This window comes from Rhizobium sp. F40D2 (assembly GCF_051810745.2).
Classification (GTDB): Bacteria; Pseudomonadota; Alphaproteobacteria; order Rhizobiales; family Rhizobiaceae; genus Rhizobium.
The window spans coordinates 3,414,428-3,427,587 of sequence record NZ_CM131436.1; the positions used below are offsets into that span (position 1 = coordinate 3,414,428).

A 13,160-nucleotide genomic window follows, 5' to 3' on the forward strand; every position below is an offset into this window, starting at 1 on the left:
GGTTCACTCCGGGAATTTCGAGACGATGATGAACATGACGGTGCCCGCAAGCAGGGTAACCAGCGAATAGGTGTAGAGCACCAGCAGGAAGGGCTGGAAGAGCATCAGGAAGCCGAGCCCGATCAGCGTGGTGGCGATGGCCTCCATCGGGCTGCGGCGCAGAAAGAATGGCCGTTTCGGGCGGGCAGGGATGCGTGTTTCGATCAGGTGGGTCATTTGCGGACGGCTCCGAAGGTGATGCCGCGCAGCAGCTGCTTGCGCAGGAGAATGGTGAAGACGAGGATCGGGATCAGGAAGATCGTCGTGCCGGCAGCAACAGCCGGCCAGTCCTGCCCGCCTTCGCCGATGATCGTCGGGATGAAGGGCGGTGCGGTCTGGGCCTCGCCCGAGGTCAGCAGGGCGGCGAAAGCATATTCGTTCCAGGCAAATATCAAGCAGAAGATTGCGGTGGCGGCGATGCCGGTGGTTGCCTGCGGCAGCACGACCTTGCGGAAGGCCTGCAGCCTCGTATAGCCGTCGATCATCGCCGCTTCCTCGTATTCGCGCGGGATTTCGTCGATGAAGCCCTTGAGCAGCCAGACCGCGAGCGAGACGTTGACGGCGGTGTAGAGCAGGATCATGCCTACAGCCGTGTCCGACAGGCCGAGCTCGCGATACATCAGGTAGATCAGGATGGCGACGGCAATCGGCGGCATCATGCGCGTCGATAGGATGAAGAACAGCAGGTCATCGGCAAGCGGGACCTTGAAGCGCGAGAAGCCATAGGCGGCGAGCGTGCCGAGTAAGACCGCCAGGAAGGTGGAGCCGAAGGCGATCACCAGCGAATTGACGAAGCGCGGCAGGAAATTCGACGGACCTGCGATCACCATGTTGCGCTTGCGGGTCACCTCATCACAGGTGCCGACCGGCGCCGGCAGCGAGGCGATATAGTCGGGCGTCTGCCGCGTACGCGTGGTGAACAGGTTGCAATAACCTTCGAGCGACGGCGTGAAGACAATCTTCGGTGGATAGCTGATCGAATCCGGCGGAGACTTGATGCTGGTCAGGAAGATCCAGACGAGCGGAATGAGGGTGATCAGCGCATAGAGGATGACGATCGTGCCGGCAATGCGCTTGCTGGAACGGCTCGGTGCGACGACCGAATGGGCTGAGTTAGCGGCGCTCATCGTTGCTTCACCCTGTTCAATGCCTTGACATAGATGTTGGCGAGGCCGAACACCGCGACGAAGAGGACGATGGCGAAGGCCGAGGCCCGGCCGGTCGCCCAGCTTTCGAAGGCGGCGCGCTTCAGCGTGATCGAGGCGACTTCGGTGACCGAGCCCGGCCCGCCGCCGGTGAGCAGCGTCACCATGTCGAACATCTTGAAATTCTCGATGCCGCGAAAGAGCACGGCGAGCATGATGAAGGGCAGGGCCATCGGCACGGTGATCGACCAGAACTGGCGCCACGGCGAGGCGCGGTCGACCTCGGCCGCTTCGTAGATATAGTCGGGGATCGAGCGCAGGCCGGCGAGGCAAATCAGCATCACATAGGGCGTCCACATCCAGGTATCGACGATGATGATCGCCCAGGGCGCCAGAGTGACATTTCCGAGCATCTGGATATCGGAGGTTGGAATGCCTGATACCAGCGACACCGCATAGGCGAAGAGGCCGATTTGCGGCTCGTAGAGGAAGCGCCAGAAATTGCCGACGACGGCGGGCGACAGCATCATCGGGATCAGGATGATCGTTGTCCAGAAGGCATGGCCGCGGAACTTGCGGTCGATCAGATAGGCAAGGCTGAAGCCGATCACCGTCTGCAGGACGATGGTCCAGAAGACGAAATGCGCGGTGGTCTGCATCGCCTGCCAGATATCGGGGTCGTTCAGAACGCGCTGGTAGTTTCCAAGGCCAACACCCTGGACCGGCGCATTCGGCCGGTTGGCGCGGTAATTGGTGAAGGAGAGATAGATTGCCCAGATCAGCGGGAAGATGTTGATCGCCAGCAGCAGGGTGATGGCAGGCGCGATGAACAGCCAGGCGATCGCTCTGTCGGAGAGGCCGCGAACGCGCCGGGCGACCGAGACCGGCGTTGCCCTTGCTGTCGCATCGACTGCATTCTCGACGATGGAGGAATGGGAAATGGTCAATTTTTCACCCGGTCTATTGGGATATGGAAGATCTGGCGGCCCGGCTCGTCTGCCGATCCGGGCCGCCACCCTGGTGAGGATGGCGCGCAGAGGGGTGCCGCCTGTCCTGTCGTCCGGCACTAGATTTTGCCGTCGTCCTTGAAGACGTCGCTCCAGTCCTTCACCAGGCCATCGAGCGCTTCCTTGGCGGTGCCGTTGCCAGCAACCACGTAGTTATGGACGCGCTTCTGCATGGCTTGCAGCAGCGAGGCGTAGCTCGGCTCGGCCCAGAAGTCCTTGACGATCGCCATCGAGTCCAGGAAGGCCTGGGCATAGGGCTGGCTCTTGGCAAAATCTGGCGCATTGACCACGGAGTTCAGGCAGGAGAACCCACCTAGCTCCCACCATTTGGCCTGCACATCGGGCTGTGCGAACCACTTGATGTATTGCAGGGCGGCGTCGCGTTTGTCGGAGTAAGAGACCACCGAGATTCCCTGGCCGCCGAGCTGGGCGAAATGCGCCTTTTCAGCAGGATTGGGGAAGAAGCCGATCCTGTCGCCGCCGACCTTCTCGTCCTTGTAGAGGCCGGGCCAGGTGAAGGCAAAGTTCATCTGCATGGCGACCTGGCCGGATTTGAAGGCGTCGGCCGATTCGACCATGTAGACGTTGGAACTGCCGGGCGGTGTGCAGCAATCATAGAGCGATTTGTAGAATTCGAGGCCCTTGACCGCGTCTGCCGAGTTGACGAAGCCCTCCATGTCATAAGGCTTCTTCGGGTTCTCGTACTGGAAGCCCCAGTCGTAAAGGACGTTGGTCACGCCCATGGTGATGCCTTCGGAGCCGCGCTCGGTATAGATCGAGGCGCCGTAGACGGTCTTGCCGTCGATCTCGCGCTTCTGGAAGAACTCGGCGATCTGCTTCAGTTCATCGTAGGTCTTCGGGGCTGCGAGATCGCGGCCGTATTTCGCTTTGAATTCCTTCTGCAGTTCCGGCTTCTCGAACCAGTCCTTGCGGTATGTCCAGCCGACGACATCGCCCATGGCAGGCAGTGCCCAGTAGTTCGGCGTGTTCTTCGGCCATTCCGAATAGCCGACGACCGTCGCCGGCACGAAGTCATCCATCTTGATGCCTTCCTTGTCGAAGAAGTCGTTGAGCTTGACGTAGTGGCCGTTCTCGGCCGAGCCGCCAATCCACTGGCTGTCGCCGATGATGAGGTCACAGAGCTTGCCATGGGAATTCAGCTCGTTGAGGAAGCGGTCGGCATAACTCGTCCAGGGAACGAATTCGAACTTCATCTGCGTGCCAGTCTTGGCGGTGAAGTCCTTCGACAGCTCGACGAGCGCATTGGCGGGGTCCCAGGCGGCCCAGCACAGCGTCAATTCTTCGGCTTTGGCGAGATTGGGCAATGCCGACGACATGACGAGTGCCGCAGCCAGCCCCAAAAGGGCTTTCGATGTTTTCTGCATAAGTTCCTCCCAGAACCAATGCCGGCTCCCCGCCGGCGTCGCATGTTCACCCATTTTAGAGAATGCTCACATGAACTCATCAATCATCATGTTTAGCAATATGTTTAGTGATAGCGGTTTATGTAAACATTGCAAGCGCCAATCGTTGCTGCACTGCACAGGTCGATCGCCAAGTGGGCAACGACTTTGCGGACTAATCTCGGCGCTTCTCGGAATTTTAGTTCGCGAGCGTACCGATACGGGGAAATCTGACCTCGCTGCGAGATGGGCCGCAGGATATGGACCTCGATGCCGCTCCTGTTTTCCCGGGAGCGGTTCAAACTTGGCCTCGCTCCGGCGGGGCCTTTTTCTTAAAGTCGCGCCGCCCGCCGCGTCGGGAATATTCTCGCGTAGTGCGAGATTTGGCCTTTCCGGCCGCGCGCAACGAGCGTATGCAGCCCGTGCGCGGCGCGTTTCCGCGTTCTCTCGCGCGGCAGATCCTCCGATCGGCTCCTTCCCGTTTCCCTGCCGCGGCATTCTGAATTTCATTGGCGGATCGATGACCACGATTGGCGGATCGATGACCACGGCAGAGACGAGCGAGAATGGGCAGGAGGCGGCAAGCGGCCGCCAGGCGAAGATCGTGGCGCTGGTCGTTGCCGTTTCCTTCTTCATGCAGATCCTCGACGGCACCATCGTCGCCACCTCGCTGCCGCAGATGGCGGCAAGCTTTAACGTCCAGCCGGTGTCGATGAGCATCGGCATCACCGTCTACATGCTGACGATGGCCGCCTTCATTCCGTTGTCGGGCTGGCTCGGCGACAGGTTCGGTGCGCGCCGTATCTTCCTGATGTCGATCGCCGTCTTTACCGCCGCCTCGCTGTTCTGCGGCTTGTCCGGCAGCCTTACGGAATTTGTGATGTGGCGCGCCCTCCAAGGAGCGGGCAGCGCGCTGATGACGCCGGTCGGGCGCATCATCGTGCTGAAGAACGCCCGCAAGTCCGAGCTCGTCCAGGCGATCGCGCTGATCACCTGGCCGGCGCTGACCGCACCTGTGATCGGCCCGGTGCTCGGCGGCTTCATCACCACCTATGCCAGCTGGCACTGGAACTTCCTCATCAATATCCCGATCGGCATTCTCGGCATGGGGCTGGTGCTGCGCTTCGTGCCGGAGCAGCGCGAGACAGATCCCGGCCGGTTGGATTTCGCGGGCTTCGTTCTGAGTGCTGCAGGGCTGACCTTTCTGCTCGCCGCCCTGGAGCTTTCGGTCAAATGGGACGGCGGGCTTTTGCCCGTCATATCCATGCTTGCAGCCGGCATCGTGCTGTCTGTGATGGCGACCCGGCATTTCCTCGCTGTCGACAATCCGCTGCTCGACCTTTCGGCCTTCCGCGTCCAGACCTTTTCGATGTCGACGCTGTCGGCGGGCACGGCTTGCAGGGTGGCGATCAACGCGACGCCGTTCCTGCTGCCGCTCCTGTTCCAGCTCGGTTTCGGGCTGAGTTCGATTGCCGCCGGCACCTATCTGCTCGTCTACTTCCTCGGCAATCTCGGCATGAAGACGGTGACGACACCGCTCCTGCGCTTCTTCGGCTTCCGCATCGTGCTTGTGTTCAACGGGCTGATCGCGGCGCTTTCAATCGTCGCCTGCGGTTTCCTCACGCCAGATACGCCGCAGTTTTTCATCCATGCGCTGCTTTTTCTCGCCGGCCTGTCGCGGTCGATGGAATTCACCGCGCTGAACACGCTTGCCTTCGCCGATATCGGTCCGGCGCAGCGAAGCTCGGCCTCGACGCTGTCTAGCATGCTGCAGCAGGTGTCGATGCTGCTCGGCGTCGCCGTTGCGGCGGCCGTGCTGAATATCGCCTCGGCCCTCAGGGGCGTCGACAATCCCGTTCTCGCCGATTTCCGCTGGGCGTTCGTCGTGGTCGGCGCGATCGGCGTCATATCGTCGTTGCGCTTCCTGCAATTGCCGGCGGAGGCAGGCGCCGAAGTATCGCGCCATCGGAAATTCCAAAAGAATTAGCCCGCCGGCGGAACCAATCGGGCCGCTCGGCTTTTAAGCGTTTCATTTCAGGTTGTCCGTTTCCATCCTTCAATGGCTCCATGGGATACTCCTCCAGGTCGGTTCGTGTTCTGAAAATACCGGCTCCCCGACATCCTCCTTTCGCGCCACCTGCGACAAGGGCGAGGGATAACCGCTGTTTACCGCAGGCGGCCGATGCAATACGACATTGCCATGCGGACGACTCGGACGCTTGCGAGCGGTCGTCGCTGCGAGAGAAAGCCGGGAGACGGAATGAGCACTTCTAGCGGCAATGCGGATGCCCTGATCCGCATCCTCTATATCGATGACGACGAGGGGCTCGCCGTCTTGATGCAGAAGAACCTCGGCCGGCGCGGCTTTTCGGTTGAATGGGCCGAGAACGGTGCTGTCGGCCTTGCGAGACTCGGCAAAGGCGGCATCGACGCCGTCGTGCTCGATCATGTCCTGGCTGGCGAAACCGGTCTCGACATCCTGCCCTGCATCACGGCGCTGCCGGATCATCCGCCGGTCATCTATGCGACGGGCTCGGGCGATACCAGCATCGCGGTCGCGGCGCTGAAAGCCGGCGCCGACGACTACATGCTCAAGGGGATCTCGGCCGATTATTTCGACCTGCTCGCCGCCGCCCTCGAACAGGCGCTGGAGCGGGCGCGCTTTCGCCACGAGACGGCGCAGGCGCAGGAGGTGATCCGCCAGCAGCGCGACCTTGCCGAGATGCTGCTTGCCGAGGTCAATCACCGCATCGCCAACAGCCTCGGCCTCGTCGGCGCGCTGATCCGCATGCAATCCTCGATGACCAAAGATCAGGTGGCGATCGACGCGCTGCACGAAACCCAGATGCGCATCAACGCCATCGCCAGCGTGCATCGCCGGCTCTATACCAACCGGCAGGTCGGCTCGGTGCAGGTGGATGGATATCTGAACAGCCTGCTCACCGAGCTCGAAGCCTCGATGCGCGACGACAAGCGGCCGCACCGCATCGTGCTCACCGCTGAGCCCGTCAATCTGGCGACCGACAAGGTGATCACGCTCGGCTTGATCGTCAGCGAACTCGCCACCAATGCCTTCAAATACGCCTATCCCGACGGCGTGCCGGGCGAGATCCGCGTCTTTGTCGATCAGACGGATGAGGCGTTGAGGGTCATCGTCGAAGACGATGGGGCGGGGTTCGATCCGGAGAGCCCGGCGAGGGGAACCGGGCTCGGTACGCGGATATTGACGGCCATGGCTGCGAGCTTGAAATCGGATTTTGCCTATGATCCCGGACATGATGGGACAAAGGCGACGCTGGTGTTTTCGTTGAACGAGGGGAAGTAGACGGACGTGGGTGGCTAGAAGCAGGAAGGCCTGCCGTGTGGACCACGCGGCACACTATTATTCCTTCTCTGCAATGGTTTACCGACGCCGCATTATCAAACATAACGCTAGGGGAAGCGAAGATGACGACGATCCGTAGGCCGAAGGAAGTCTATGATTTCTGGTTTGTCCGATGCGGCCGGGAGCTGTGGTTCCGCCCGCCGCCCGAGCTCGACGTCGAGATCCGCGAAGGCTTCCGAGAGACGCATCTGGCTCTCGCCGCGGGCATCGGTGACGAATGGCGGGTCGATGCCGAAAGCCGGCTCGCGGCCGTGATCGTGCTCGACCAGTTTCCCCGCAACATTTATCGCGGCACGCCGCTCGCATTCGCAACCGACGGGCTCGCGCTTCGGGAGGCCAAGCTCGCCCTTGCCGCCGGCGCCGACCAGGCGATCGAGACCGCCTGCCGCACATTCTTCTACCTGCCGTTCGAACATGCCGAAGACCTTGGTGAGCAGGAACGTTCCGTGGCATTGTTCACTGCGCTCGGCGATGAGGAATATCTGGATTATGCGATCCGCCATCGCGACATAATCGCCGCCTATGGCCGCTTTCCGCACCGCAATGCCATGCTCGGACGGGAATCGACGGCTGGCGAGCGCGATTATCTCTCCAAGCCCGGGGCCGGCTTCTAAACCTTTCCAGGAGCCTCCGCCTTTCTGTCGCCTTTCTTTGCTAGGAAAAGCAGGCATTCTATCCCGACGACAACCTTTCCGGAGGCGCTTTTGCGGCTGAGGTCCATCCTGCTTCGCACCGTTCTTCTCGTGACGCTGGCGCTTGCCGGCGCGCATTTCGAGGGTGCCGCGGCCTTCGCGCAGGAAGCGCAGACGCAGGCGGTCGCGCAGGCGTCTGTCGAGACGCCGCTCGACCAGGCGGCGAAGGAGATCGACAAGGCGAAGGTCCAACTGACGGCGCTTCAGGACGGCGTCAAGGGGAATGCCGACAATGACGACGCGCTGGTCGAGCTTGCGACCAAGGCCGACGAACTCAGCCGCGCAATCATCACCATATCGGTCAATCTGAGACCGCGTTTCGACCAGATCAAGAACCGGCTTGCGGAGATCGGCGAGCCGCCGACGGACGGGCAGCCTCCTGAAGCCGAGATCGTCACCCAGGAGCGCAATGCGCTTGCCGCCGAGCGGGCGCAGATCAACGCGGTGACGGGCGACGCCGAAAACCTGTCGATCGCGGTGACGAAGCTCGTCAATCAGATTATCGAGATGCGGCGGCAGCTGTTTGCCGATACGCTTTTCAGGCGGACCGAGGTCTCGGCTTCGGTGATCGACGATGCGGCTGGCGCCTTCGTGCACGAGATCAGCGAATTCTCGCAGGCCCTGTCCAGTTGGGCCGTCTTCGTCTGGAAATTCAAGCGTTTTCCGATGTTTGCCGCGATCTTCCTGTCGCTTGCCTCGGCCCTCATCCTGCTTTCCGGCAGCTACCGGCTGTTCGGCGCGTATCTGCGCCGGGATGAGGCGGTCGAGGAGCCTTCCTATATCGGCCGGCTGTCGATCGCCTTCTGGTCTACCCTGATCCGTACGCTGGCGCTCTCGGTGCTGCTCGTCACCTCGTTCTTCTTCCTCAACGGCTTCAACGTGCTGAGGCCGGATATCGCGCCGGTCATCGGCGCGCTGTTCGGAACGATCGGGCTCGTCTATTTCGTCGGGCGCTTCGTCAATGCCATCTTCGCGCCACGCGAACCGCGCTGGCGGCTCGTGCGGCTTTCCAACCTCGGCGCCCGCTCGATCGGCTATTGCCTGTTGGCGATGGCTGTCGTCAACGGGCTCGACTATCTGTTCGGCACCGTCAGCGAGGCGATGGGCTCGCCGCTGGTGCTGACCGTGATCAGAAGCCTGTTTGCGGCGCTGATCATCGGCATGATCCTGATCACGGTCTCCTTCGGCAAGCCGATGCTGGCAAGGAACGGCGATCCCGATGCGCCGGGCAGGCATTGGCCGCGCGGCATGGCGATCATCCTGCGCGCCGTCGGCGCCGGCCTGATCATTGCCGCGCTGACAGGGTATGTTGGGCTCGCCCGCTTCGTTGCCACGCAGCTCATCATCACCGGTGCGGTTGTCGCCACCATGTATGTCGGCCTGCTCTCCGGCAAGGCGATATCAAGGCAGGAAAGCTTCGGCGATACCTTCTTCGCGCGCTTCCTGACGCGCCGCTTCAATCTCGGGCCGGTGGCGATCGACCAGGCCGGCCTGCTCGTAGGGCTTGCCATCTATGCCGTGGCGCTGCTAGTCGGCGTTCCGCTGATCCTGCTGCTCTGGGGCTTCCATGTTCAGGATCTGCAGCTTATCGCCTATAGGCTGTTTACCGAGGTCAGGCTCGGCGGCATCAGCATCTCGTTGCTCGGCATCTGCACCGGCATCCTGCTGTTTGCCGGCGTCTTCCTGCTAACGCGCTGGCTGCAGCGCTGGCTCGACGGCAATGTCATGGCAAGAAGCCATGTCGATCTCGGCGTGCGCAATTCGGTCAAGACGGGCATCGGCTATCTCGGCGTCGGTATCGCCGCGATCATCGGCGTCTCTGCCGCCGGCATCGATCTGTCGAGTTTCGCGCTCGTCGCCTCGGCGCTCTCCGTCGGTATCGGTTTCGGCTTGCAGAACATCGTCTCCAACTTCGTCTCCGGCCTGATCCTGCTTGTTGAGCGGCCGTTCAAGGTTGGCGACCATGTCGTATCGGGCACGGCCGAAGGCATTGTCAAACGCATCTCGGTGCGCGCTACCGAGATCGAGACTTTCCGCAAGCAGTCGATCATCGTGCCGAATTCGGAACTGATCAACGGCCTGGTCGGCAACTGGACGCATCGCAACAGGATCGGCCGCTCGGAAATTCCGGTTTCCGTCAGCTACAACGCCGATCCACAGCAGGTAATGGATATTCTGCTGGAGCTGACGGCAAAGATACCGCTCGTCATGCGCAATCCCGAGCCGCATGTCGAATTCCTGCGCTTCGGACCCTATTCGCTGGATTTCGAGCTGCGCTTCTTCCTCGCCGACATGGGCGACGGCATGACGGTGCGCAACAATCTCAGGATCGAGATCCTACGGCGCTTCAAGGCCGAAGGTATCGAGATCCCGCTGCCGCAGAGCGATCTCACCATCCATCGCGGTGCCGCGCCTGTCCTTGCCAATGCCGTCAAGGAGCAGACGGACGGCCGGGACGATCCAAAGAATAAGCCCATCGAGGAAGAGGAGCGGCCGGTGCGGCAGCTGCGCGGGCGGACGGCGGATGGCAGCCTGAAGAGCTGAGCGGCTCATTCAGCCATCATTCACAGGTCTATGTGCATGATCTCCACCATCGGGATCGCTGCCGAGGGCAGCACCGATCGTTAGAGGGGAGGGCGCGCCCGCGCCGCCGCACATGATGGCAAGGTCTGCCGCCGTTCTGCTTGTCCCGCTGCTTGCCGCGCCCGCGGTCCAGGCGGCATCCATCACCAACACCGATCCAGCTGCAGTGGTGCTCGTCATCACCGAGAGCGGCCAGCGCGTCGAGGTGGTGGTCGATGCCGGCGCCTCGGAAAACCTCTGTTCCTCAGGCTGCTTCATGACGACGCCCGACGGCGACCGGATCGGGCTCGACGGTGGCGAGACGATCGAAATCGTCAAGGGGTCGGCCGTCGTCAAGTAGGCGGGATCAGACGATCCGCTTGCCCTCGGCGTCGAGCACTTGGCGCCTCTGTGCGTCTGGGCAGGATTTTCCAGAACCAGCTCGGAGGGCCGTGAGAGACGCTGGCGAGCGGTGTAGGAGAGGCCGGTTGATCAGGATCGGATGCGCGGGCATCGCGTCGAGAAGCTGGTGGTCGGTCAGATCGAGATTGTCGAGGCCGAGTACGATATAGGGCTTATCCTTCTGGCGAATGGTTCGCGCACGGCGAGGCCGGCATCGGCGATCATCCGAGCCATTTCCTCCCGCGAGGGCGGGGTTTCGAATCCATATCCGGCGCGTCTTGCGCACGCTGGGCTTGGCGTCAGGTATCGATTGAGCGCTGAACATCCCACCATCTGAGCACCCGCATCGCGCGGAGCGTGATCCATCGCGAGGGCTCGCCTTGCCCATCGTCGACCTCGAACCACGCACGCCCCGGCAGGCGCCAGTCGAGCGGCCAGCGGCCGTCCTGAAGGCGCCGGGAGCGCAGATGGTCGATCGCCTCGCTAAGGCGGCGATCGGGAGTGGCGCCGGTCAGGATGGTGCTGGCGCGGAAATAATCGAGGGCACGCAGAATGTCGTAGCGCCAGCGGTTCGGGTGCAGGAACTGCAGAAAGCGCTCGTCGGCCGGCTCGCCGGTGCCGAGACGACGAAAAAGATGGCGCTCGAGCAGGAATTCTTCGCCCGTCCGGCGCGCCTGGCGGGATCGTGGCGTGCCGCCGGTCGATTTCTCGAACTCCAACAGCCCTTCCAGCACATTGATGGTGCTGGCGAAGGATGAGCGGTGAGAGCCGTTGATCCTCTCGCAGTTCCAGCCGCCGTCGTCGAGACGCTCACCGGCCAGCCTGTCGACAATCGGCGAGACATCGATGCCGAAATAGGCGCCGTCGGCGACAGTGCGGCCGTTGATGCATTCTTCGACTTCGCCTTGCCAATAAGGCTGGCCGCCTTCCTCCCAGCGGGCATTGGCGCCAATCAATTCGACGGCGCGCCTGGCCTGCTCGCAGGCGGGATCGAGACCGAATTCCCTCAGTTGCGACAGCGAAAAGGTCGTGGCCGTCCATGGCTGGCCGTGCTCGCGCCATTCCTGTGGATCGAAACCGGCAGGCAGGAAGGCGCCGCCCGCCCATTGCCCGTCCTCGTCCCGGGAGGCAAGCAGCTTTGCACCCCAACCTTCGGTCTCGACTTTCGCCCGCTCGGCCACCCAATTCCGCTCCGGTGCGTCGATGAGGTCACGCATCACCTGCCACCGGATCGATGGGTCGGAATCGAGGAGCCATTCGATCACCGGGTCGGATTGGGTCATGGGAGAACCTCTCGGCGGGTCGGTCGATACCGCTTATAATCGCTTCGGCCGGGCGCGGCCAGCCGAGGGGCTGAAGTAGGCGTCTCATCGAGCTGCCCAACCTACCGCCCCGTCCTTCGAGGTTCCGGCCTCTAGCCTGCTGAGAATGCGACAATTTATCGGCGAAAGCCCGTTGGATGGCCGCGGGGTTTCGCGCCTGATTTCTTAATCATATCTGCAAGAAATAGGAGGCGGTCCCATCGGGCCGCTTCTTCGTTTCACATCCGGGCGCGCCGATTAATAATTACTCAAATGAATTGATGTACCAATTTGACCCGGGGACAGATTTTACATCAAAGGTTTGCTATGGCGTTTCTAGGTATTTCGGGGATGCAATATTCCGGGGAAATGTTTGCCGGCGCGCGCATTATCGTCGCGGAAGATTCCAACGTATTCACCTCGATGATCAGCAAACGCCTCAAAGAGCTGTTCGACATTGACGTCGAGATTTGCCGCAGCTTCGAGGATCTGCAGTTTTCCTACGACAAGTCTTCCGATCCGATCACGCTGGCAATCTCGAACATCAACCTGCCCGGCGCCGAAAACGGCGAAGCGCTTGAATATCTGGTCGATCTCTCCATCCCGACCATCGTCTTTACCGGCACCTTCCACGATGGCATGCGCGACAAGCTGATGGCCAAGGACATTGTCGATTATATCCTCAAGGACAATATCTTCGCCGTCGACCTCCTGGCGGAATCGATCTGCCGGTTCCTGACCAATCATCGTCACCACGTGCTGATCGTCGACGACAGCGCCACGGCCCGCGCGCTGCTGTCGAGCCGGCTGAAACGCTATAATTTCCGCGTCAGCACCGCCGAGAACGGCGCCAAGGCGTTGGAGATCCTGAAGGCCAACCGCGATATCGGCCTGATGATCACCGACTACAATATGCCCGACATCGATGGCTTCGAGCTGACGCGACGCATCCGCTCGAATATCGGCTCGCACGAGCTGCGCATCATCGGCGTTTCCTCCTCCTCCAACCGGTTGCTTTCCGCGCGTTTCCTGAAGGCCGGCGGCAATGATTTCATGCTGCGCCCGTTCATCGACGAGGAGTTCTACTGCCGCGTCAATCAGAACCTCGATACGCTGCTGCAAATCCAGTCGATGCGCAGGGAGCGGGCGGTTGCCTGACGGCCCTTCCAGTATCGGCATCGCCAGCGGGGCGGAGATGACGGTCGTAGACCGTCATCGAATTTC

General features: G+C 61.7%; 11 protein-coding genes and 1 pseudogene. 6 read left to right on the forward strand and 6 right to left on the reverse strand.

All coding sequences use genetic code 11. From position 1 onward, the window contains the following. Positions 1-3 precede the first annotated feature (3 nt). The 4 genes from ACS4RS_RS16390 to ACS4RS_RS16405 all read right to left on the reverse strand — a co-directional run bounded on the left by ACS4RS_RS16390 (position 4) and on the right by ACS4RS_RS16405 (position 3,576). A complete protein-coding gene (locus ACS4RS_RS16390; RefSeq protein WP_439010128.1) occupies positions 4-216 on the reverse strand; it encodes a hypothetical protein in 213 nt (70 codons plus the stop codon). Continuing rightward, positions 213-1,166 carry a carbohydrate ABC transporter permease gene (locus tag ACS4RS_RS16395; protein ID WP_449313736.1) on the reverse strand — a complete coding sequence of 318 codons (954 nt, stop codon included), beginning with the start codon at positions 1,164-1,166 and terminating at the stop codon, positions 213-215. Before ACS4RS_RS16395 ends, ACS4RS_RS16390 begins: the two co-directional genes overlap by 4 nt. After that, complete coding sequence (locus ACS4RS_RS16400) at positions 1,163-2,131, reverse strand: ABC transporter permease subunit (protein WP_439010126.1); 969 nt, start codon at positions 2,129-2,131, stop codon at positions 1,163-1,165. Before ACS4RS_RS16400 ends, ACS4RS_RS16395 begins: the two co-directional genes overlap by 4 nt. Positions 2,132-2,250: 119 nt before the next feature. Continuing rightward, on the reverse strand, positions 2,251-3,576 hold the full coding sequence (locus ACS4RS_RS16405) for an ABC transporter substrate-binding protein (RefSeq protein WP_097625830.1): 1,326 nt from the start codon (positions 3,574-3,576) through the stop codon (positions 2,251-2,253). Between the two features lie 559 nt (positions 3,577-4,135). On the opposite strand from ACS4RS_RS16405, the gene ACS4RS_RS16410 reads away from it, so the two are divergent. From ACS4RS_RS16410 to ACS4RS_RS16430, 5 genes are all read left to right on the forward strand, one after another. Further along, positions 4,136-5,581, forward strand: a complete 1,446-nt coding sequence (locus tag ACS4RS_RS16410) for an MFS transporter (RefSeq protein ID WP_439011819.1) — start codon at positions 4,136-4,138, stop codon at positions 5,579-5,581. A 273-nt stretch (positions 5,582-5,854) separates the two neighbouring features. Beyond that, positions 5,855-6,919, forward strand: a complete 1,065-nt coding sequence (locus ACS4RS_RS16415) for a histidine kinase dimerization/phosphoacceptor domain -containing protein (RefSeq protein ID WP_439010125.1) — start codon at positions 5,855-5,857, stop codon at positions 6,917-6,919. A 122-nt stretch (positions 6,920-7,041) separates the two neighbouring features. Continuing rightward, positions 7,042-7,593, forward strand: coding sequence for a DUF924 family protein (locus tag ACS4RS_RS16420; protein ID WP_439010124.1), 552 nt, complete (start codon positions 7,042-7,044; stop codon positions 7,591-7,593). A 90-nt stretch (positions 7,594-7,683) separates the two neighbouring features. Next, on the forward strand, positions 7,684-10,215 hold the full coding sequence (locus ACS4RS_RS16425) for a mechanosensitive ion channel domain-containing protein (protein ID WP_449313737.1): 2,532 nt from the start codon (positions 7,684-7,686) through the stop codon (positions 10,213-10,215). Between the two features lie 112 nt (positions 10,216-10,327). Further along, complete coding sequence (locus tag ACS4RS_RS16430) at positions 10,328-10,594, forward strand: hypothetical protein (RefSeq protein ID WP_439010122.1); 267 nt, start codon at positions 10,328-10,330, stop codon at positions 10,592-10,594. Between the two features lie 6 nt (positions 10,595-10,600). Here ACS4RS_RS16430 and ACS4RS_RS16435 read toward each other — a convergent pair. Beyond that, positions 10,601-10,893 (reverse strand): annotated as a pseudogene (locus ACS4RS_RS16435) (ArsC/Spx/MgsR family protein); the annotation flags it as partial. A gap of 41 nt (positions 10,894-10,934) precedes the next feature. Then, on the reverse strand, positions 10,935-11,918 hold the full coding sequence (locus ACS4RS_RS16440) for a squalene cyclase (RefSeq protein WP_439010121.1): 984 nt from the start codon (positions 11,916-11,918) through the stop codon (positions 10,935-10,937). Positions 11,919-12,263: 345 nt separating this feature from the next. Here ACS4RS_RS16440 and ACS4RS_RS16445 point away from each other — a divergent pair, with 345 nt between their 5' ends. After that, positions 12,264-13,094, forward strand: coding sequence for a response regulator (locus tag ACS4RS_RS16445; protein WP_003593930.1), 831 nt, complete (start codon positions 12,264-12,266; stop codon positions 13,092-13,094). Positions 13,095-13,160: the final 66 nt, after the last annotated feature.